A 21,878-nucleotide genomic window follows, 5' to 3' on the forward strand; every position below is an offset into this window, starting at 1 on the left:
AAATGCAAAAAACATCTCACTGGCAAAACAGAGATTGCCATTTCACCGATTAAAATATTGAATAGTCACTAGGCGAAATTATCGCCACTTCCGTTGCTAACGTACCAGAGGGTGCAAGATGTTTAAGAAAGGATTAACGGTGTTATTGCTGGCCAGCGCGCTTTTTTCAGGTCAACTTCTCGCAACCAATCAGGGGCATGAATATCTTCAGGTGCAGAATGCCGATCACGTATTACGGCACACCGCCGACAGCGATGAGCTGCGCGTGACGGCGGAAGAATCCGCCGCCGATCTTCGCGAACATCATTACTGGCAAAAATCACGCAAACCCGATACTCACCAGGGTTAAGGTTTGCGCTTCGGCAATGTTTTCATCAGATCTTCAGGACTGACGGAAGCGACGATGCTGCCCGGCAACGGCATCTTCAGAATGTGATGTTTCATCTTGCCGATTACATGCATTTCGCACGGTCGGCAATCAAATTTCAGCGTCAGAACTTCATCGCCGTTTACCAGTTGCATCGGTGTGGCTTTCCAGCTCTTGATGTTTCCTTTCGCCTGTTTCGGGCACAGGTTAAACGCAAAACGCAGGCAATGTTTGGTGATCATCACCGGCACATCGCCCTTTTCTTCGTGCGCTTCATAGGCCGCGTCAATCAACTGAACGCCATAACGGTGATAAAACTCACGCGCTTTATGGTTGTAGACGTTTGCCAGGAAGCTCAGATGCGTTTGTGGATACACCGGCGCAGGCTGTGAAACCGGTTTGCGACTGCCGCGCTGATAGTTTTGCAAACGCGCCGCATCCAGCATATCGACAGCTTCACGTCGCAGTTGATTGAGTTGACCGTTTGGCACAAACAGCGCCCCCGGCAGATTAACCTGAATATCGCGGGCGTAATAAAGCGTTTGTCCAAGTTTGGCCAGACCATCCTGCAGATTGCTCAACGCTTTTTCTGCATTGTTCGCTTCGTCAAAGTGGCCGTCCAGCGTATGAGTAACGCTCACCCCCTCTTCACTGGTGAGCGTCAGGATCAACTGCTCCTGCCAGCCACCCAGCTCAATATCAACCGCGATACGACGTTCGCTGGAGGTTTTGGTTAACGCCTGCTGCCAGTTATGATCGAGATTACGGTTCAGCGGATGATGCGGACGCACTTTGTGCAAATCGGCTGGCATTTCATTCGGCCACACCCGATATCGATTGTGCCCCGTTTTTTCAACGGTATTGGCACGGAAACCAACCACCTCACGCTTGATTAACACGTTCAGACCATCGCCGTTCGCCAGCGGCTCGGTGACCTCAACATCCAGATGATCTTTCGCGACCTTCAGGACTTCACCAACCGGCAGACCAATGAATTTTGGCGAGTCAAACGCGCCGATATCGCCCTTACGCGCATTGACAAAATAATCGGTGCTACCGCGATGGAAGGTTTTTTCCGTGGAGGGGGTAAAGAAATGTTCGGTGCGTCCGGCTGATGAACGGGCCAGATCGCCGCGCTCTTCAATGATGGCGTCGAGCATCTGACGATAATGCGCGGTAATATTCTTCACATAGCTCATGTCCTTATAGCGCCCTTCAATTTTGAAGGAACGCACGCCTGCATCAATCAACGCGCCTAGGTTGGCGGTCTGATCGTTATCTTTCATCGATAGCAGGTGTTTTTCATAGGACACCACGCGCCCCTGATCGTCTTTCAGGGTATACGGCAAACGGCAAGCCTGGGAACAGTCGCCGCGGTTAGCGCTACGCCCGGTTTGCGCATGTGAAATATAACACTGACCTGAATAGGCAACGCACAACGCACCGTGAATGAAAAATTCAATGGTCGCGTCCGTGGCCTGGTGGATGGCGTTAATCTGCTCAAGGCTCAGTTCCCGCGCCAGGACAATCTGGGTGAATCCGACATCAGACAGAAACTTCGCCTTCTCGACGCTGCGAATATCACACTGCGTGCTGGCATGCAGCTCAATGGGGGGAATATCCAGCTCCAGAATCCCCATATCCTGCACAATCAGAGCATCAACACCGGTCTGGTACAGATCGGTAATTAATCGCTGTGCGGGCTCCAGTTCATCATCGTGCAAAATCGTATTCAGCGTCACAAAGATTTTCGCCCCGAAGCGATGAGCGAATGGCACCAGTTCGGCGATATCTTTCAGGCTGTTGCTGGCGTTATGACGCGCGCCAAATCCCGGTCCGCCAATGTAAACGGCGTCTGCACCGTGTAAAATGGCTTCGCGCGCAATGGCGGTATCCCGGGCCGGGCTTAACAATTCAAGGTGATGAGGTTGCTGGCGCATACAGTTGTTACCATCCACAAGCGGTAAAAATGGCGGCTATTGTAGTCACAAGCGCGGCATTTCGGAATAGTTTTCCCGATCAACTGCGCGGGTAATGGATCAGCGAATGAAAGTGAACCGTTTGTTCACCGCTGTTACGGTAGCTATGGGCCGTATCGCCGGCAAAACGGACACCTTCACCGGCTTTAATGGTACGCCATAGACCATCAATGCACATATCCAGTAGACCACTAATCACCACTACATGCTCTATAACCCCGCTTTCGTGTGGTGTGGATTCACTTAGCGCGCCGGGTGCCAGCAGTATCGAAAAGTGATCGAAACGCAACTGAGGATCCCACGGGAACAGCGGCGTGACGACCATCGTCTGGTGTTGGGGATCAAAAGTCGAGGAGCCCTCTGAATCAGGTGGTGAAATAAACGTCGAAAATGGGACATTCAGCCCGGTGGCGATTTTCCACAGGGTCGCCACTGTAGGGCTGGATTCATTGCGCTCAATCTGCCCTAGCATCGCTTTTGACACGCCGGTTTCCTCCGCCAGACGCGAGAGACTCCATTCCCGCTGGTGGCGTAGCGTTCTGAGCGTCGTCGCCAGATAGTGAGTTAAGTTATCCATATTTCTCCTTCTTCGCCCTGCCTTCTCAAGGCTACAGCTTAGCACTTGTACGCTATAACGCACAGTGCTACAGTAATTGACCGTTATAACGCACACGGAGTTGCTATGCGCACATTTTCAATCCCTCTGCCTACCGTGCTATCAGGTTTTGTCGCGGTGCTGGTCGGTTACGCCAGCTCGGCAGCCATTATCTGGCAAGCGGCGCTGGCCGCAGGTGCGACGACTGGGCAAATTGCGGGTTGGATGACCGCGCTGGGAATAGCGATGGGCGTTAGCACGCTGGCGCTGACATTATGGTATCGCGCCCCTGTTCTCACTGCATGGTCAACACCCGGCGCCGCACTGCTGGTTACGGGCCTGCAAGGAGTAACGATTCAGGATGCGATCGGTATTTTTATCGTGGCTAACGCATTAATTGTGCTGTGTGGCGTAACCGGACTCTTTGCCCGACTGATGAAAATAATCCCTCACTCACTGGCGTCAGCCATGCTGGCCGGGATCCTGCTACGCTTTGGCCTGCAGGCGTTCAATAGCCTTAACAGTGAGCTTATCTTGTGCGGTAGCATGCTGGTGGCATGGTTAGCGTTTAAAGTTATTGCCCCACGGTATGCGACGATCGCCGCGATGCTGGTAGGTATAATCATCGCGTTTATAAAAGGTGACATTGTCACTAATGAGGTAAGTTTATCTCCAGTGTTACCCGAGTTTATTGCCCCGCATTTTTCATTTGCCCACAGCATTAGCATCGCCCTCCCGCTGTTTCTGGTCACCATGGCCTCGCAAAATGCTCCCGGTATCGCCACCATGAAGGCGTCAGGTTATGCTTTACCCGTTTCACCGTTGATTGTCTTTACCGGTCTGCTGGCGCTGCTGTTTTCCCCTTTTGGTGTCTATTCTATTTGCATTGCCGCTATAACCGCGGCAATTTGCCAAAGTCCCGAAGCGCATCCTGATGCCAAACGACGTTGGCTAGCCGCGGCGGCGGCGGGTGTCTTCTATCTTCTGGCTGGGGTGTTTGGCGGTTCGGTCACCGGACTGATGGCAGCCTTGCCCGTAAGCTGGATCCAAATGCTGGCGGGTTTGGCGTTGCTTGGCACGATTAGCGGCAGCTTGTACCAGGCATTGCATCATGAAGCCGAGCGTGATGCGGCTATCATTACTTTTCTGGTCACTGCCAGTGGCCTGACGCTATGGGGAGTTGGGTCTGCATTTTGGGGGCTGATCGCCGGAGGTATGTGTTACGCGGTGTTTACTTTATTTCGCCGCACGTAACTGCGTTGGCGTTTTACCCGTCACCTGCTTAAACCGGTTGCTGAAATGGCTCGCCGAACTGAACCCGCAAGCCATCGCAATATCCGACAAACTGCGGGAAGAATGACAGACCAGATGCTGGGCTAATACCATACGTCGTTGCATAACGTACTGATGCGGCGCCATATTCATTGACTGGCGAAACATTCTGGCAAAGTGGAATTCACTCAGCGCCGCCTCGCTTGCCAAATCGCTCAGGGTGATGGGGTACGCCAGATGCGCTTCTATGTAGGCCAGCACGTTGCGCAATGTGGCAGGCGCAAGTCCCCCGGTGACAGCGGGCAACTGCCATTGGACGTTGCTGTAATGCTGAATCAGATGCGTGAGCAGTAGCGAAGACGCGGCGCTGAGCGTGAGATGATTGGCCGGTTGTTGCCAGTCATTCCCGAGTAAAAACTGACGATAAACCGCTGTTATCCCCGGATCGCTACCAAACGTATGCTCATCCAGCGTGAAGCTATAAGGGCTTTTGTCCCAGACTTTTTCCCCCACTTCGCGCAAATGGCCGTCTGTACAATAGAGATGCACAAAGGAAAGATCGTCGCGGATATCCCAACTGGATTCGCTCTCTTTCGGCATCAGGCAAAAACGGTCCGGCCCACCGCCATTCTTCCAGCCGCCGGCCGTCTTGTGGTAACTCTCGTAGCCATCGGCGACATATAAGCTGAGGGTATGGTGATCACAATACTGGGTAATGGTATCACGCTTATTTGACCAGGCCGCCAGTTGGATCCCTGAATGTAACGCAACCGACTCGTGCAGCACGGCATTGTGTTTGCGTAAATTTTCAAAGGCACCGTAGGGCTGAGACATACCATCACATTCAAAATAAGTTAGCAGGCTTTCAGTCTATATCAGCTACATATTGTTAACAGCTTCCTTTTCACATTTGCGCGAAAAAAAGCGCAAGATTTTGCAAGTCCACCGCAATCGGATGAAAGCCCCCTGCTACCCAACGTGACACAGTGTGCGCCTGAAGACCAAAAAGAGAGAGTTGTATGAACGCACTATTGTACTGCCTGGTGGTAGTGATTTGGGGAACGACATGGATTGCCATTTATCTGCAGCAAGGGCCGGTTTCAGCGCCGGTATCTATCTTTTGGCGCTTTGCCGTTGCCAGCTCGGTAATGATAATAATCCTGTTGGTTAGCGGTAAATTACGCAAACTATCTGGTCGTGACCATCTGTTTTGTCTGTTACAAGGCGGATGCGTTTTTTGCTTTAACTTTTGGTGTTTTTATACGGCTGCGGCGTGGATTAACACGGGCCTTGAATCGGTGATTTTCTCGATGGCCGTCCTGTTCAATGCGGTCAATAGCTTTCTGTTTTTCGGCCAAAAACCGCCGATGCGCTTTTATATTGCCGCCGGTCTCGGTCTGACCGGCATTGTCACCCTGTTCTGGCAGGACTTGCTCAACAGTGGGTTCAACCATTCACTTCTGCTGGGCATCGGCTTAAGCGCTCTGGGAACCTTTGGTTTTTCATTGGGCAACATGATAAGTCTGCGCCACCAGAAAAAAGGGCTGGAAGTATTGACCACCAATAGCTGGGCCATGTTGTACGGCACGTTGCTGATCGCCGCTATTGCGCTAATGCGTGGCGATGACTTCACTCCGCAGTGGACTTTCAGCTATCTTAGCGCACTGCTGTACCTGGCTATTTTTGGTTCGGTGATTGCCTTTGGCGCCTATTTCACACTGGTCGGTCGTATTGGTCCCAGTAAGGCCGCATACAGTACGCTGCTTTTTCCTCTGGTCGCACTGACGCTGTCAACATTGTATGAAGGGTATATCTGGCAGGTAAATGCGATTGTGGGATTAGTATTGATTTTGCTGGGGAATCTGGTGATGTTTGCCCGACCAGAAGCGCTGATGGGTAAACTCGTATATCGTCGCCGGGCGGCATAAAAAAACGCACCATCCTTAGATGGTGCGTTCATCATTATTATTGTGTTTTTTTGTTCACGTCAAACATGGAAGCATCAGTCGCCATGTCATCAACAACTTTCTTCAACGTTTCGAACGCCATCGGCGTGCTTTCGTTGTTCAGATCTTTACCTTCACCCTTACGTACAACCTTAACAACCGGTTTATTGGTCGCCGCATCAATCAACTCACCCTCGAAGTAGAGGTTGGTATCCATGGTACGGTGACCCGTTGCCATTTGCGTTCCCGCAACCAGCAGCGCAACCGGGATCACTTCGTAGAACTGCAGCCCTTCTTTACTGGTCGCTACACCGGTAATTGCCCCGCGGAAAATCAGGCTACGTGGCCCAGGGGTAGTCACCAGGGGTTTACGTTTACTGATTGCGGATTTCAACTGTGTATTGGTGTAGGTCAGTAGTTGATCAAGAACCTTCTGCCCTACCTGCGTAGTAGGTTTAGGAACCGGATAATACGTTACCGGGTTATATACAATGTTGTCATATTTGGATTCGTTGTAGTTCGGGTCAACCCAACGGAGTACCGTTTGTCCGGTTGCCGATTTTGTTTCCTTCAGATCAGAGTAATTTTTTAAAAACCCAGAATATTTATCCGGTTCGGTTACTTTTGACGCACAGCCGGATAATGCCAACAAGCCAGTAAGCACTGCAACTTTAAATAAAGTATGAGTACGCATGAAACGATCCCTTTAGTTTTCGCAATGATGCCTAAAAAGAATAGCAAAACAGATTCATTTTGGATGCACTAAAAATGGTAAGGACCGCACAATTTTATCTTTGCGCTCAACATAAAAAATGCTGAACGCAGAGAGAGTTAACCCAGACAGGAGGTTCAGGCAGTTTTGCGTGCCAGCATAGTGGCAAAGCGCAGTTTAATGCGATTACCGTTTTCATCCGTACGATGAAGTTCACCCACGTCTTCGTTGTATTTCAGCAGATCCCACCCGCTGTAATAGTTGCGTAATTCACCCGCTTTAAAGGCAAACGGAAAACCAACAGTGCACGGGAAATCATCAGTGTCCATTGCCGCAACGATTAAATTATATCCGCCTGGCTTCGTGCAGCGCTGCATATTCTCTATCAGTCCTGGGATAGTTTTAGCCTCAAGGAACATCAGCACAACGGTAGAAAGAATAAAATCATATTCGCCATCAAAGCGTAAGGCGTTAAGATCTGCGACCTGCGCATGCAGGTTGGTCAGTCCTTCCGCCGCTTTAATACGCTCAAGGTTCGCTATGCTCATGGGGTTTTTATCCCATGCGGTAACGTCATAGCCGTTTGCCGCAAGGTACAGACTGTTACGACCATTACCGCAGCCCAGATCTAATGTTTTACCTGGCGCGACCACTTTTGCCGCTTCAACAACATCGGAATGCGTACGGGTTAAATCGTATTTCTCAGTAAAGTAGTTTTCGTCGCAATGAGTCATCATTTATCCTCAGATTTCAGTAATGCAGCACGTTCTGTGCGGATAAGCAGCTTTCCCTGCATCAGCAAAGCAAGCGTACGTATCAGTAATAATGCAATGATAAAATTGGTAAAAATAAACAGTGGGATAGACAGCGTATGAAAAAATCCTGATTCGCTGCCGTGTCCGAGATGCAGGCCCGTCGTCGCCAGGGCCGACACGCCAAACGAGAAGCTCCAGAACGAGGCATTAAATGGTTGAGACAGATACCATGGCATGAGACGTAGCATAAACAGAAGCTGCAGCAGACCATAGCCGAACAGCATTTTGGCTAACGTATCACCCTCTCCGCCGTTGACGCTAAGCCAGGCGCTACAGGCGACCAGCGCGGGCGCCAGTTGAATGCCAAGCGAAGTCCGTAAGACCGATGGCAGCTCCCCGCAGCTACGTAAACGTTGCAGGATCACCGGTTCCAGGCTGAGCCAGGAAAAAACCCCGGCCCCCAAAAACACCAATCCGGCATCATTGAAACCAAGTGCACCACAGGCCATTGCGCTGATAAAGTTATTGGCGACGGTCGGCAGATACAGACCCGGCGTGGTGGCCTCCTCTGGATGCGCTCCACGCCATAATCCTGCCGTTTGCCAGGCCGCGTACGCCAGTTGTATCACCACGCCAATGCCGAATAACCCGATCGCCAGCGGTCGATACCAGGGAACAAAACCAATTGCTACCAGCATGGTTGTGGCCGGAAACAGACTGACAAAGCTACTCATCACCGGGTGACGAATTTCAGCCAGTACGCTGTGCGGGAAGTGCAGCAAGCGATACATAAAAGCCAGCGTCAGCAGCCCCCAAATGACCATTGCCAGGATCACTAACCCATCGCCAATCCAGTGGCTCACCGGCCATATCTGGCTGGCATAACGCCAGGCGAATCCCATCCCGATTGTCCCCAGTACCATGCCAAAATAACCGGCCGGAAGATTGAGAACCCGTTCACTCTGTTTGCTCTTACTCATTTTGTTTATTTTTTAAAGTATATTTGAAATGCATTTTATGGAATTTCAGTTGGTTTAGCCAGTGCGGAAAACTTTGCTACGTTTAACTAAGGTGCGCAACATGGAAATGAGCAATGACCAAATATCGACTCAGCGATGAGCTTCGCTCCTTTAGTTACCAGGATAATGGCAATAAAAAAAGCGTATTACTACGCCAAATCATTGCCCTCATTGATTTTAATGATGTTACCGCCGGTACGCCTGGCGGCTGGATTGATGATGAAAGCGTCTTGTCGCAAAGCGGTGATTGCTGGATTTACGATGAGAATGCGCTCGCATTTTCCGGCGCATCGATAACCGGAAACGCCCGGGTTACTCAGGCAAGCGTAGTCAGAGATGGCGCGCAAATAGGCGATGCCGTGTGGATTGACCGGGCAGAAATCAGCCATCACGCACAAATACGTGACAACGTCACGATTCAGAATTCTGTTATTCGCGGCGAGTGCCTTCTGCACGGTAATGCACGCGTTGTATGTGGGTCCGAAATCATTGCCGCCAGGGGACTCACTCTTGAAAACGACCAGTTGCTGCAGATTTATGATCGGGCGACCGTCAGCCACTCACGCATAGTGCATCAGGCGCAGATCTATGGCGATGCGAATATCAACTATGCCTTTATTGAGCATCGGGCGGAAGTTTTTGATTTCGCCCAGGTGGAAGGTAATGAAGAGAATAATGTCTGGATTTGCGATTGCGCCAAAGTCTACGGACATGCGCGCGTCATCGCCGGAACCGATGAAGATGCGATTCCTACCCTGCGCTACAGCTCACAGGTGGCGGAACACGCGGTAGTCGAGGGTAACTGCGTGCTGAAGCACCATGTGTTGGTCGGGGGACATGCTACATTACGCGGCGGACCAATCCAGCTAGACGATCATATCCTGGTTGAAGGTCACGCCTGCGTTCTTGGAGAAGTGTTAGTCGAGAATCACATTGAGATAACCGGCCAGGCGCACATTGAAGCGTTTGATGGCGATGCTATTCATCTGCGCGGGCCGAAGGTGATCAACGCTGAGCAACGCATTACGCGCACACCTATCGCAGGCTTATTCTGAGGGACCATCAATGATGCGGGCATAGAGATTCACATCATGGTAATCACCATTGAGGAACTCCGCTTGACGTAAATATCCTTCCAGTTGGAAGCCATTGCGCAATGCCACCTGGTTGCTCTCAACGTTCTCTACGCGGCATTTAATCACAAAACGGCGAATTTCCTGGCGCTGCGCATAATGATGAATCAATGCCTGCAGCGCCTGGGACATAATGCCCTTACCCTGCTGAGCTTCATCCAGCCAGTAACCAATATAGGCCGCTTTGTTCTGTGGCTCTATCTGGTTAAACGCGATGACACCTACCACATTCTGTTGTGCAAAAATCAGGAACATTTTGGCGTAACCGCGCTGATGCAACATCATGTTGCCCTGCACATTCTTGCGGGTGTCCTCCTCTGACGTCACAAACTGCGGCCAGTTCAGCGACTGCTGGAGCCAGGTTTTATTCTTGAGCACCAATTGATGCAGAGGGGTGACGTGTTGTTCTTCTACGGCACGCAGTTCCAGCGTGTCACTAATGGTTATCACTTCTGGCATTTTCTTTCCGTTACGCTCGTTAAGCAGCTAATTCTGCTCACAATAAAACAGGAAGGGCTTCCCTTTTGGAAGCCCTTTTACACAGCAAGCGCTGTTTTACTTAGCTCTCACCGACACTCTCTTTTTGCAAAATTTTGAGCAGATCTTCCTTCAGGTGGAGTTTCTGTTTCTTAAGGCGAACAATGTCCAAACTATACCCCCGACCATCCGAACCTTCCAGTCTGGAGATCTCATGATCAAGGCTGTTGTGTTTTTCGAATAAGGACAGAAAGCGAGGGTTCTCGGTTTTCAGTCGGGAAATAAGGTCTCTGTATTCTGGAAACATACTTTCTCCCTGTTAGTGGACAAGAACGTGTATAAGAAATACACAGCCCCAGAGTACCCATTTGCCATACAGAAAAATGCGAACAGGATCGAGTAAATAGCGTACAGACTATTTTCAGAAAGATTGCAGATATGGCTCTCCACCTGGAGAGCCATTGCGGTCGTGATTAACGCATCTCACGGTCGTCAACGTACTGACGTTTATCCGGCGCTGGCGGGAAGTACTGATACAGCCAGGTTTCGCTGATGGCGTCGCCCTGGCAACGCAGGAACATACGCATATCTACCGGGTCGGTTGAGTCAGACGTCGGATACCAGTCAAACTGGATACGGTAGCCGTCGATAGGCTCCACGTAGAGGATCTCAATCTGTTTCGCTTCACCGCTGGAGAGCGTAATCACCGGTTCAATGCCTTTCGGCGCAGCGGCTTTCAGATCGCCACCGACGAAGTCCACGGCAAAACGGCGCGCCCATTTCTCCGGGTAGTGCTCGCCCGGCGCCCATCCTTCCGGGAAGCCGCCCATGCCGGTACGGGTCGCCATCACGCGAGCTAACGGCGAACGTACCGGCGGCTGCGCGCTCCAGTACAGACGATATTTAAATTCCAGCTCATCGCCGGCTTTAATCGACTTCTCCGGCAGCCAGAAGCAGACAACGTTATCCAGCGTTTCGCCCGTCGTCGGGATCTCCATCAGGCCGATGGTCCCCTTGCCCCACTGGTTACGCGGCTCGACCCACAGGCTCGGACGCTTGTTATACCAGCCCATGATGTCCTGGTAATGAGAGAAGTCGCGATCGAGCTGCAGTAAACCAAACCCTTTCGGGTTGTTATCGGTATAGGCATTGAACTGCAGTTTTTGCGGGTTATTCAGCGGACGGCAGATCCACTCGCCGTTGCCCCGCCACATCGCCAGACGATCGGAGTCATGAATTTGCGGGTGAATGGTGTCGCACATCCGGCGTTCATTGTTGCCACAACTGAACATGCTGGTCATCGGCGCAATGCCGAGCTGTTTAATGTCTTTACGCGCGTAGATATGGTTTTGTACATCCATGATCACCTGCGTTTTCTCGCAGTGGATCGTGAACTTAAAGGCGCCTGTTACGCTTGGGCTATCAAGTAGCGCATACACGGTAAAGGAGGTCGCTCCCGGTTTGACCGTTTCGAACCAGAAAGCGGTGAAATCAGGAAACTCTTCTTTGCTGTCGGTATAGGTATCTACCGCCAGACCACGCGCCGATAAACCGTACTGGTAGGTGTCATCCACTGCGCGGAAGTAGCTGGCGCCGAGGAAAGAAACCACATCACGACGGGCCAGTTCTGGCGCTTTAAACACGCGGAAACCCGCGAATCCGAGGTCAGTTTTCCCTTCCAGTTGTTTGGTATCCACACCCGCGTCGTTGTACTTAAACAGCTCCGGACGGAAGTGGATTTCACGCGCCATATGCGTACTGTCATCGACCGAGAACATGCGAACCCGGCGGCGGAATCCCATTCCCACATGGAAGAACTGCGCATCAAGCTGACGATTTTCAACATTGTTCCACAGAGACTGCTCTGCGTCATATTGAATGCTGTTGTAGGCCTGCGGCGTCAATTTCGCCAGCGTGTCGGGTAACGCACGCAGCGCGCCGCCCCAGGGTTTCTGTGCTAAGTCGTGGGCCATCGATTGCAGAACGGAAAAATCAAAACGTACGGTTTTTCCGTCTGCAATGTCAGACTCTGCCGCAAAGGCGGCGCGGGAAAAGAGTGATGCAATACCACTGGTTCCGCACACGGCGGCCATTGCCATTGAACCTTTAATAAATCGTCTGCGATTCATGCCTGAAAGTGAGTCCTTCTGGTCGTGTAAATGGTCCCGCGCCGGTCAAAATCTGCGGCAAGAGAGTGCACATTTCTGACCGCTCACTCTAGACAAAATTCATTAATAATCCAATTGTTGGTCGCCGATTATCTGTACAAAATCGAAAATATTTTATGTCGATGGGAACAGACCGAATCCCGTGTAAATTCCGTTAAAGTAAACCACACCGCCGTTTACTTCTCTCCTCCGCCTCCTGATACAGCATAAACTCGTCATATACCGTGCAACCCAGAGCCTGTTCAAACGCATCGCGGCTGGAATTCCCATGGCTGCGAGCCTGAGTTTCATTACCCAGATTTGACTGGAAAATCCCCGCAGCGCTCACCGGTAAGAAATCTTCGTAGGTGATAGGTTGCGCAACCAGCCAGCCGCGCTCAATAAGCGGTTGCGGGTCGTCATCCGGGCGAATAGCCTGGCGATGCGCTTCGCCTGATGGCGTCAGTCGATAACGAAACCAGGCAAGTCCCTGCTGGCGCAGCAGAAACTCACTGTCCGGGAACGCCTTGAAAACCTCCTGAAGATGTAACTGATGCGTCAGATTATCTTTTCCCGTTCCCGCTTTATTCAGCAGTTCGTCATACAAGGCTCTGCCTTTCGGCGTGAGCGCTACGCCGCGCTGTTCAATCTCACCAAAACGCGCCGTGTGAGTACCGCGCATTTCACCGGCAAACATCACCGGTTCTTCCAGTGCTTTGAAACTGGTCTGACGTAATAAAATCGGCACCTCGCGGCGCGGCGGCCCTTCAATCAATATTTTCGGCTCTATACCGCATTCCGGCATCATGGACTGTACCCGGTCAATATCCAGCGTGCGCGGCGTCAGATGGTTGATGTGACAACCAGGGAAACACACCACATCGGCAATCAACCGGTGTTCGTTGTGTAATGCGTGATAGGTCGCTTCATCTACCGTGGAGTGCTGATGCCAGCGGAAAGTTTCCAGTGCTTCATGGACAAACTCCTGCGCCTGCTCAGGCGTAAAACTGCCCTGCGCATCAAACTCATCCAGCAGTTCATGACAACGACGAGTGAAAATGTCGCGTTTCGCGAGGATCTCCGAAGCCTTTTGCCGCAGCGCTACGTTCTCGATTAATTCGAGCCGTAATAACGATGTGAATACCCGAAACGGGTTGCGCGAAAGCGATGCATCGTCGATGGGCCGAAAAGCCGTGGAATGTACAGGGACGCCGGCCTGAGAGAGGTCATAATAACTCACCGGATACATGCCCATAATGGCAAACATCCGGCGCAGCGTAGAAAGTTCCTGCGCAGTACCCACCCGGATGGCTCCGTGGCGCTCAACGTTTAGCCGGGCCAGTTCATCCGCATTAGCCAGTTTTTCATGCAACGTCGGGTTATTTTCCAGTACCGCCAGATTCACATCAGCGACAAGTTCCAGCAACGTGCCATACTGCGGGACTTCCTGCTGGTACATTGCTGACATTGCCTGCGAAAATTGTTCCCGAATCTCATCTGCCGTGATGGTGTTCGCCATAATGTCATGCCTCCAGTGAATATTACCTGGAGTGTAGAGAACGCTGCAAAGTCCGGTGGGAAGAATTTACAAAGTGTGACCCCGCGTAAATTTCCCACCCTATACAGACGGCGAACAGAACCTACTGGCGTGGTTTTAAATGACTTTCCAGCCAGGGGAGCATCTGTTTTTTACGGCTGAGCATACCTTCCACCTTGCAGGGCTGCGGGATGTCTGAAAGCTCAGAACCGGCAAACCACAGACTGGTGTCGCCCAGATTAATATCGGTGAGCATGAGCACAACCAGCGCGGCATTTTTTTCCTGCGCATAGCGCGCCATTTCCTGGCGTAATTCATCCAGCACTGTATCAACCTGTTGCAGTGCATACAGTTCAAGTTGCGCCACACAGACCTGATGCCCATGGATAGTGAAGGTTTTAATGTCTTTCTGCAGGAGTTCGCGGGCACTCATTCCTTCCACGCTCGTTTTGGCAGACAGCAGGTCACGGCTGAAGGCATCAAGGTCTACACCAGCCTTTTGAGTCAGCGCATCGACCGCCAGGCGATCGTCGGCGGTGGTCGTGGGTGAACGAAGCGTGACAGTGTCACTCAACACGGCACCCAGCAGCAAAACGGCCTCCGCAGGAGATAACTGGCTACGCTCATCTTCCGACATCAGTTGCCATAACAGCGTTGCGCTACTGCCGACAGGCTTCACCCACACTTCTGGCGGCAGACGGGTGACTAATCCCCCAAGTCGGTGATGATCGATAATCCCCACGACGTTACAGTCTGCCAGCGATTGCGGTCCCTGGGCAGGTTCGGTGAAATCAACCAACCAGACGTCACGATCGGTCAATTCAAACGTCAGTCGTTCAGGCAGTGTCAGCCCCGCTTGCGCAAAGATAAATTGCGTTTCGCGGTTAGCTTCCCCCAGACGCCATGCCGTTGCCTGCTGACCGCGTAAGGTAAGCCAACGCGCCGTCATTGCGGCAGTGCAAATGGCATCGCTATCGGGATTATGGTGTCCTACTACATGTATCATTAATCAGTGCCTTGTGAAGATAAAGGGTGCAAAAGCAAACAATATTCAAAGTATAACGACCGGATACATTCCCTTCCATGATCCCACCACCCTGCCTGACTGTACAAAACACAAGCAAAATAAATAAGTTGTAAGTAAAACATGATAAATGTTAATAATATTTTGCTATCAAGTTATCAAAAACAAACAACTTCACTTGTCACCGATACGGCTCTGTTTTTAACATCGCTTATGGAAAAAAATGTTCTGTTCAATCAGCGCATTCGCTTGCGCCACCTGCATACTTTTGTCGCCGTTGCACAACAGGGAACGCTGGGGCGCGCGGCTGAAACCCTTAATCTGAGCCAACCGGCCCTCTCCAAAACACTAAATGAACTGGAGCAGTTGACCGGTACCCGGCTCTTTGAACGCGGTCGCCTTGGCGCGCAGTTAACATTGCCCGGCGAGCAGTTTCTTACCCACGCGGTGAGAGTACTGGACGCGCTCAATACTGCCGGACAGGCGTTAAACCAGCGCGAAGAGTCGCAGACTGACGTCGTACGGATTGGGGCTTTACCCACCGCTGCGTTGGGTATTCTTCCGGCGGTAATCGGTCCGTTCCATAAGCAGCAAATGGAAACGACGCTACAAGTTGCCACCATGAGTAATCCCATGATTCTGGCCGGTTTAAAATCGGGAGAAATCGATCTCGGTATCGGTCGGATGGCCGATCCGGAATTAATGGTCGGTCTGAATTACGAGCTGTTGTTCCTTGAGTCGCTCAAACTGGTTGTGCGACCTAACCACCCGTTGTTGCAGGAAACCATCACGCTGAGTCGGGTGATGGAATGGCCCGTTGTGGTGTCACCAAAAGGAACGGCTCCTCGTCAGCACGCGGAGACGCTGCTGCAAAGCCAGGGTTGCAAAATGCCGCCAGGCTGCATCGAAACGCTGTCAGCATCGCTTTCCCGCCAGTTGACGGTTGACTACGACTATGTATGGTTTGTGCCGTCAGGCGCGGTCCGGGAAGATTTACGTCAGGCGACGTTGGTATCATTGCCGATTCCCACCCACGGGGCGGGTGAACCTATTGGCATTCTTACCCGTGTAGACGTGCAGCTTTCCTCTGCCGCACAAATCCTCATTGGCGCGATACGCAAAACCATACCGTTTTGATACCAAAAATTAAGGGACCATCTGGTCCCTTATAGCGTGTTAAAACGTTTCCCAGTTATCACCACTGGCCGTTGCTGCCTGCGGACTTGAATGGCTCGACGTTTTGGTACCAGGAGCGCGCTTTATCGCACTTGCGCCCTGCAAGCGGAATGTGCCGACGGCTTCAGTTAAACGTGCGGCCTGTTCTTCCAGCGATGCCGCTGCGGCCGACGCTTCTTCAACCAGAGAGGCGTTTTGCTGCGTCACCTTATCCATCTCCGAAATCGCCTGGCTCACCTGCACAATGCCCCGGCTCTGCTCATCAGAGGCCGCCGCAATTTCCAGCATGATATCGGTCACGCGTTTTACCGCATCGACAATATCCGTCATGGTATTACCCGCTGCGACTACTTCATCGGATCCCTGATCAATGAGTCGTACCGATTCGCTAATCAAACCCTCAATCTCTTTTGCCGCCTGAGCGCTTCGGCTCGCCAGCGTGCGCACCTCGCTGGCGACCACGGCAAACCCGCGTCCCTGCTCTCCTGCCCGCGCCGCTTCTACCGCCGCGTTCAACGCCAGGATATTCGTCTGGAAAGCAATGCTGTTTATAACGGCTGTGATTTCAGAGATTTTCTTCGAACTACCTGAGATATTGCCCATGGTTTTCACCACGCCAGAAACCATCTGACCGCCACGACTCGCCTTGCCGGAAGCATCTTCCGCCAGCTTGCTCGCATGGTGCGCGTTGTCAGCGTTTTGCTTCACCGTAGCCGTTAGCTCTTCCATACTGGCCGCCGTTTCTTCAATCGCCGCGGCCTGTTGCTCCGTACGTGAGGACAAATCGGTATTCCCTGCAGAAATCTCACTGGTACCGCGATAAATTTCCTCTGCCCCCTGGCGCACCGTACCCACGGTTTTCACCAGCGAATGCTGCATAGTTTGCAGATGACGGCTCAGGCGACCAATTTCACTGCGCCCGGTCGGCTCCTCCGGCATAGTCAGGTCGCCTGCCGAAATTTGCTCGATGCGCAGGGCTGCACGTAACAGAGGATGAATAACGGTGCGGCGCAGAACGATAAACGTCATCACGGTGAGCACCAGCGCGAGGGCAAATGCGCCGAGCATAAACGCCATACCAAGTTGCGTACGTCGGTGCGCCTGCTCGCTGAGGTTATTCGCCCTGGCAGTGCGGATTTCAATGGCTTTCAGCAGCACCTTGTTGTAGGCAGAATCCAGCGGTCTGGCCTGTTCATTTTCGTGGTTGATAATCGCTTCAAACATGCCGTTTTTAGCGTATTTCAGCATTGGCTGTAAACCGTCGGTATAGGCTTTGAAGCTGGCGCTTAATTCGGCGTCTAACGCTTCATCAGCAGACGTTTTCACCGTACGCGACATATAAGCATTGAAGCCGTCCTGCGATTGCTTAATCCGTTTTTCTGCCTCGGCGATATTGGCCTTCATGTCATCCATTTCGGCAATACGACTCGCCGCGCCGGCATGGATCATGTTGATACGTGCGGTGCGTAAGTGGTTAGAGCTGTTAGATAACCCCATCCTGACCTGAATCTCGTCGGTCACATCGCGCTGATCGCGATCGGCCTGCATAAGAAAATAGCTTGCCAGCCCTGAACTTAAGGCGAACAACAGAAGGATGCCACCGAGAATGGAGGAAAACAGCGGAACCAGTCGGATTTGATGCAAAAAACCCAGTTTATGCTGGGCCTGCATCGATGTTGTGTTGTCCATGACCGTCGACTCTCTTGTAGGGTTTATGCGTGAAAACACGCCCGTTAGATAGTCATCGGCAATCCGTGAGGTTTACTTACCGCAAAAAGCGCCGGATTCGTCACACTTTCACAACATAATTCTAAAAAATTCAGGAAAGTGCCAGCGGAGAAATCCGCTGGCCAATGAATCAGTTATCGCCAAAATGGATAACGGTACGGATGGACTTACCCTGATGCATTAAATCGAATGCTTCGTTAATTTGCTCCAGCGGTAAGCGATGAGTGATAAACGGATCCAACTGAATTTTCCCGCTCATCGCTTCTTCGACCATTCCCGGGAGTTGAGTGCGCCCTTTTACGCCGCCGAACGCCGAACCGCGCCAGACGCGTCCGGTAACCAATTGGAACGGACGCGTTTTGATTTCTTGTCCGGCGCCTGCCACGCCGATGATGATGCTCTCGCCCCATCCTTTATGGCAGCATTCCAGCGCCGCACGCATCACGTTAACGTTGCCGATACATTCAAAGCTGAAGTCCACACCACCATCGGTAAGCTCAACAATCACATCCTGAATCGGTTTATCGTAATCATTCGGGTTGATGAAATCAGTCGCACCCATTTCACCAGCCAGTTTGAATTTCTCCGGATTGGTATCAACGGCCAGAATACGTCCGGCTTTCGCCTGCACCGCGCCCTGAATCACCGCCAGGCCGATGCCACCAAGACCAAATACGGCCACGGTGTCGCCTTCTTTCACTTTCGCAGTGTTATGTACTGCACCGATCCCGGTAGTGACGCCACAGCCCAGCAGACACACTTTGTCCAGCGGAGCCTGCGGGTTAACCTTCGCCAGAGAGATCTCCGCGCAAACGGTATATTCACTGAAGGTACTGGTACCCATATAGTGATAAATCGGCTCACCGTTATATGAGAAGCGAGTCGTGCCATCCGGCATCAGGCCCTTGCCCTGGGTGGCGCGTACAGCCTGACACAGGTTGGTTTTCCCCGATTTACAGAACTTACACTCACCGCATTCAGCCGTGTACAGGGGGATGACATGGTCGCCCGCTTTCAGGCTGGTGACGCCTTCGCCCACTTCAACCACAATACCGCCACCTTCATGACCAAGCACCGCCGGGAATACCCCTTCCGGATCGTCGCCAGAGAGCGTAAAAGCGTCAGTATGACACACGCCAGTGTGGGTAATTTTAACCAGAACTTCACCTTTCTTTGGCGGTGCGACGTCGATTTCGACAATTTTTAGCGGTTGGCCGGGGCCAAATGCAACTGCTGCACGTGATTTCATTTGTCTCTTCCCATTATTGCGAGGTGATGGTGTTATTTTAGATAAGCGCGAAGAAGATGGCCGATTTCAGCCATACGTACGGCTCGCTGGTCTGGCGTTGTCTCGCCGCTGACCAGTTCGTCTTTCAGGTGGATCTCAACCATTTCGCCCATCAGGCCATTGGATGCGCCGCGTACAGCGGCAATTTGTTGCAGGATCGCAAGGCACGGTTCGCCGGACTCCAGCGCGCGCTCAAGCGCGTCAACCTGACCGCGAATACGACGAACACGGGTGAGGATACGTTTTTTATCTTCAGGTGAATGTGGCATACGCCCTCCTGATACTATAGGGGGGTATACTATCAGAATTTTTACATATTTGTAAAATATAAGAATTATTAAATATCATAGACTTATGTTAAGTCGCTATCAGCCATATGCGGACATATGCAGTCTTTTCTATGCCCCCAAAATCTGCGCCCCGGATTCCTAAAAATGAGGTTAGTCGAAATCACCGTCCCCAAACGAACGTCTGTTACAGCAGCAGTTGTGCCGGTGCTGATAGTAACATTCCCGTTGGCGTCGGGTTTTTTACCGTTTACCGTGAAAGTTAGTGGGTATTCCACGCCGCCGACCACAACAACCAGATCGTTTGCTGTTGTACACTCAAACCACCAGCGTGATTTACCCCCACTCAGGAGTAGAGGCTGGTTAATCGTGACTTAGCAGACAAACGTGGGAAGCATAACACCCACCATAAATAGGAGTTGAAACAACTAGTTACTTTTGTAAAATTAGCAGACACGCCCAGGGAAGGTACAGCAAACACAGAAGCCTCAGTGCTACATGGAACTATATAATAACCATAAAAAATGGCGCGTTAGTTAACGGTTTCCTTCATTAAAGGTGTTGTCATGTCTCAAGAGCCCACTGCAGGCCAATTTTTTTGGGGTATTATTCTTTTTGTTATCACTGCTATTCCTCTTGGATGTATCGGAGTTGCTATGCTGGTGATGGCGCAAGGGATAGAGCGTTGGTCTGGTCTTGTTTTCTTAGCTGTTGCTTTTGGCATTAGCCAGAGTATCTGGAGAAAACTGTCTGGAAAATAACTAAGAAACCACAGATCAAAGCAGGATTATTATCCTGCTTTTTTATTGTGCTATGTATCTGCGAACACGGCGCGGGTGTCCAGTTTGTTAAACCAGAACATGCGGGGGCCGCAACACACGTCCAAAATGGTTTGCTGTAACATCACTCCTCCCTTAATGGCTATACCAGAGGCGTGGCAAGCGTTCTTAAATCTCACCTCACACTTCAGGCGACACACGTTATAAATTGCAGCCAAGTCAGATGGGTCGAATTCATTGTTGATATAATCGTCGAGTGTTTTTCTGGGTGGCATAATTAGCGAAATACTTCTCGCCTCCAGTTCGGTTAGCCCCCGGAACGACCACCAGCTCTTTATCTTTACTACCCGTCATCGATACATTAAGATTTGAATCAACCGGTATTAATACTCACCTCACGCGCAGTAAATCAGTAAAACGTGTCGTATAGTGAGGTGAGAGCATTTCTCGTTTCATTTGCCACGACTGCTCAATCCCCTGTCCGGCAAACCAGATTGTCCCGCGCCCCTTTTTATTCAGCCGATCAATCACCCTCATCAGTTCCGCACTGCCGTGCCGGGGGGCGTTGCCATCAAACAGATTCAGTTGTGCCACGCCAGAACTAAAAAAATCGCCCAACATCACACCCGCTTTTTGATAATGTTGCCCCTCTCGCCAGATAGCGTCCAGGCTGCGCGTTGCCGCACTCATAATTTCCCGTGTGTCCTGGGTCGGGATCAGCAGTTTTACCGACGCGCTGTTAGCGTAATAAGGGTCCTTTAGGGCAAATGGACTGGTTTTGATAAACACAGAGATAAATCGACAGAACTGATGCTCACCGCGCAGCTTTTCCGCCGCACGTGAGGCATAGGTGCAAATTGCTTCACGCATCGCGTTATAGTCCGTGAGTTTTTCACCAAACGATCGTGAGCAGACGATTTCCTGTTTAACCGGCGCAAACTCTTCCAACGCCAGGCACGACTCACCGCGCAATTCCCGTACGGTTCTTTCAAGAACAACGTTGAAGTGTTTGCGAATAAAACGAATGTCGGTATCAGCCAGGTCACGGACGGTTTTAATCCCCATCGCGTCCAGTTTTTTACTGATACGGCGGCCCACGCCCCACACTTCACCAACAGGGAGTGCGGCCATCAGCTTACGCTGGTGGTCAATATTTGATAAATCCACCACTCCTCGAGTCTGTTGCGGCCATCTTTTGGCGGCGTAATTCGCGAGCTTTGCCAGCGTTTTGGTCTGGGCGATGCCAACGCCAACCTGAAGTCGTGTTTTCTGTAGAATTGTGGCCCTTATTTCGAGACCAAAATCCGTCAGATCCCTACAGTTTCTTACTCCCGTCAAATCACAGAAGGCCTCATCAATACTGTACCTTTCCACATGTGGAGAGAGGTCTTCCAGGATAGACATGACCCGGCCGCTCATATCCGCATACAGTTCATAGTTGGAACTAAAACACACCACGCCGTAGCGCCGGAACAGATCTTTCTGTTTGAAGTACGGAGCACCCATTGTCACGCCAAGCGCCCGAGCCTTCGCGCTACAGGCGATAACACAACCGTCGTTATTGGAAAGAACCACAACCGGTTTGCCTTTCAGATCGGGCCTGAATGCCATCTCACAGCTGGCATAAAACGAATTAACATCCACCAGGGCAAACATA

Annotated in this window: 21 protein-coding genes and 1 pseudogene; 6 read left to right on the top strand and 16 right to left on the bottom strand. The window is 51.5% G+C overall.

Annotated elements, in window-relative coordinates; translation table 11 throughout:
- Nucleotides 1-118: 118 nt before the first annotated feature.
- Entirely contained in the window at nt 119-349 is a 231-nt protein-coding gene (locus FDX11_RS14925) for a DUF2554 family protein (protein WP_042308265.1), read from the top strand.
- Here FDX11_RS14925 and FDX11_RS14930 read toward each other — a convergent pair.
- Nucleotides 346-2,307: a U32 family peptidase gene (locus tag FDX11_RS14930; protein ID WP_042308264.1), complete on the bottom strand. Its 1,962-nt coding sequence runs from the start codon at nt 2,305-2,307 to the stop codon at nt 346-348. The two genes, FDX11_RS14925 and FDX11_RS14930, sit on opposite strands and share 4 nt — an antisense overlap.
- Nucleotides 2,308-2,386: 79 nt before the next feature.
- Nucleotides 2,387-2,923, bottom strand: a complete 537-nt coding sequence (locus FDX11_RS14935) for a helix-turn-helix domain-containing protein (protein WP_079224092.1) — start codon at nt 2,921-2,923, stop codon at nt 2,387-2,389.
- A gap of 105 nt (nt 2,924-3,028) precedes the next feature.
- Between FDX11_RS14935 and FDX11_RS14940 the strand changes: the two genes are divergently transcribed.
- Nucleotides 3,029-4,195, top strand: coding sequence for a benzoate/H(+) symporter BenE family transporter (locus tag FDX11_RS14940; protein WP_079224091.1), 1,167 nt, complete (start codon nt 3,029-3,031; stop codon nt 4,193-4,195).
- On the opposite strand, the gene FDX11_RS14945 is transcribed toward FDX11_RS14940, so the two are convergent.
- A complete protein-coding gene (locus FDX11_RS14945) occupies nt 4,178-5,047 on the bottom strand; it encodes an AraC family transcriptional regulator (protein ID WP_079224089.1) in 870 nt (289 codons plus the stop codon). The genes FDX11_RS14940 and FDX11_RS14945 overlap by 18 nt on opposite strands.
- Nucleotides 5,048-5,232: 185 nt before the next feature.
- Here FDX11_RS14945 and FDX11_RS14950 point away from each other — a divergent pair, with 185 nt between their 5' ends.
- Nucleotides 5,233-6,141, top strand: a complete 909-nt coding sequence (locus FDX11_RS14950) for a DMT family transporter (RefSeq protein ID WP_137350249.1) — start codon at nt 5,233-5,235, stop codon at nt 6,139-6,141.
- Nucleotides 6,142-6,178: 37 nt separating this feature from the next.
- On the opposite strand, the gene FDX11_RS14955 is transcribed toward FDX11_RS14950, so the two are convergent.
- From FDX11_RS14955 to tehA, 3 genes are all read right to left on the bottom strand, one after another.
- Nucleotides 6,179-6,853, bottom strand: a complete 675-nt coding sequence (locus tag FDX11_RS14955) for a DUF3313 domain-containing protein (RefSeq protein WP_038640757.1) — start codon at nt 6,851-6,853, stop codon at nt 6,179-6,181.
- Between the two features lie 155 nt (nt 6,854-7,008).
- Nucleotides 7,009-7,605 carry a tellurite resistance methyltransferase TehB gene (gene tehB / locus FDX11_RS14960; RefSeq protein WP_042308258.1) on the bottom strand — a complete coding sequence of 199 codons (597 nt, stop codon included), beginning with the start codon at nt 7,603-7,605 and terminating at the stop codon, nt 7,009-7,011.
- The gene (gene tehA, locus FDX11_RS14965) at nt 7,605-8,606 is read right to left on the bottom strand and encodes a dicarboxylate transporter/tellurite-resistance protein TehA (protein ID WP_042308256.1); all 1,002 of its coding nucleotides are present in this window, start codon (nt 8,604-8,606) and stop codon (nt 7,605-7,607) included. The genes tehB and tehA overlap by 1 nt, the downstream gene beginning before the upstream one ends.
- A gap of 113 nt (nt 8,607-8,719) precedes the next feature.
- On the opposite strand from tehA, the gene ydcK reads away from it, so the two are divergent.
- A complete protein-coding gene (gene ydcK, locus FDX11_RS14970; RefSeq protein WP_137350250.1) occupies nt 8,720-9,700 on the top strand; it encodes a YdcK family protein in 981 nt (326 codons plus the stop codon).
- Here the strand turns inward: ydcK and rimL are convergent.
- From rimL to FDX11_RS14995, 5 genes are all read right to left on the bottom strand, one after another.
- Nucleotides 9,692-10,237 carry a 50S ribosomal protein L7/L12-serine acetyltransferase gene (gene rimL / locus FDX11_RS14975; protein ID WP_137398151.1) on the bottom strand — a complete coding sequence of 182 codons (546 nt, stop codon included), beginning with the start codon at nt 10,235-10,237 and terminating at the stop codon, nt 9,692-9,694. The two genes, ydcK and rimL, sit on opposite strands and share 9 nt — an antisense overlap.
- A 100-nt stretch (nt 10,238-10,337) precedes the next feature.
- Entirely contained in the window at nt 10,338-10,562 is a 225-nt protein-coding gene (locus FDX11_RS14980) for a YdcH family protein (RefSeq protein ID WP_006684453.1), read from the bottom strand.
- 166 nt (nt 10,563-10,728) lie between these two features.
- A complete protein-coding gene (locus FDX11_RS14985; protein ID WP_137398152.1) occupies nt 10,729-12,384 on the bottom strand; it encodes a glucan biosynthesis protein D in 1,656 nt (551 codons plus the stop codon).
- Between the two features lie 193 nt (nt 12,385-12,577).
- Entirely contained in the window at nt 12,578-13,921 is a 1,344-nt protein-coding gene (locus tag FDX11_RS14990; protein WP_137350252.1) for a VOC family protein, read from the bottom strand.
- 121 nt (nt 13,922-14,042) lie between these two features.
- The gene (locus FDX11_RS14995; protein ID WP_137350253.1) at nt 14,043-14,945 is read right to left on the bottom strand and encodes a manganese-dependent inorganic pyrophosphatase; all 903 of its coding nucleotides are present in this window, start codon (nt 14,943-14,945) and stop codon (nt 14,043-14,045) included.
- 231 nt (nt 14,946-15,176) lie between these two features.
- Between FDX11_RS14995 and FDX11_RS15000 the strand changes: the two genes are divergently transcribed.
- Entirely contained in the window at nt 15,177-16,100 is a 924-nt protein-coding gene (locus FDX11_RS15000) for a LysR substrate-binding domain-containing protein (RefSeq protein ID WP_038640774.1), read from the top strand.
- 39 nt (nt 16,101-16,139) lie between these two features.
- Here the strand turns inward: FDX11_RS15000 and FDX11_RS15005 are convergent, their stop codons facing one another.
- From FDX11_RS15005 to FDX11_RS15015, 3 genes are all read right to left on the bottom strand, one after another.
- Nucleotides 16,140-17,828 (bottom strand): methyl-accepting chemotaxis protein, encoded by a 1,689-nt coding sequence (locus tag FDX11_RS15005; protein WP_061381287.1) that lies wholly within the window; start codon nt 17,826-17,828, stop codon nt 16,140-16,142.
- Between the two features lie 169 nt (nt 17,829-17,997).
- Nucleotides 17,998-19,116, bottom strand: a complete 1,119-nt coding sequence (locus FDX11_RS15010; RefSeq protein ID WP_038640779.1) for an S-(hydroxymethyl)glutathione dehydrogenase/class III alcohol dehydrogenase — start codon at nt 19,114-19,116, stop codon at nt 17,998-18,000.
- 32 nt (nt 19,117-19,148) lie between these two features.
- Nucleotides 19,149-19,424 (bottom strand): metal/formaldehyde-sensitive transcriptional repressor, encoded by a 276-nt coding sequence (locus FDX11_RS15015; protein ID WP_003833178.1) that lies wholly within the window; start codon nt 19,422-19,424, stop codon nt 19,149-19,151.
- A 584-nt stretch (nt 19,425-20,008) separates the two neighbouring features.
- On the opposite strand from FDX11_RS15015, the gene FDX11_RS15020 reads away from it, so the two are divergent.
- Nucleotides 20,009-20,203 carry a hypothetical protein gene (locus FDX11_RS15020; RefSeq protein WP_042308241.1) on the top strand — a complete coding sequence of 65 codons (195 nt, stop codon included), beginning with the start codon at nt 20,009-20,011 and terminating at the stop codon, nt 20,201-20,203.
- A 56-nt stretch (nt 20,204-20,259) separates the two neighbouring features.
- Here the strand turns inward: FDX11_RS15020 and FDX11_RS25500 are convergent.
- Together FDX11_RS25500 and FDX11_RS15030 are read right to left on the bottom strand one after the other, a co-directional pair.
- Nucleotides 20,260-20,346, bottom strand: a pseudogene (locus FDX11_RS25500) (SAM-dependent methyltransferase); the annotation flags it as partial.
- Between the two features lie 265 nt (nt 20,347-20,611).
- The gene (locus FDX11_RS15030) at nt 20,612-21,877 is read right to left on the bottom strand and encodes a Y-family DNA polymerase (protein WP_137398153.1); all 1,266 of its coding nucleotides are present in this window, start codon (nt 21,875-21,877) and stop codon (nt 20,612-20,614) included.
- Between the last annotated feature and the right edge of the window lies 1 nt (nt 21,878).

This window comes from Citrobacter sp. wls714 (assembly GCF_005281025.1).
In the GTDB taxonomy this organism is placed as follows: Bacteria; Pseudomonadota; Gammaproteobacteria; order Enterobacterales; family Enterobacteriaceae; genus Citrobacter; species Citrobacter werkmanii.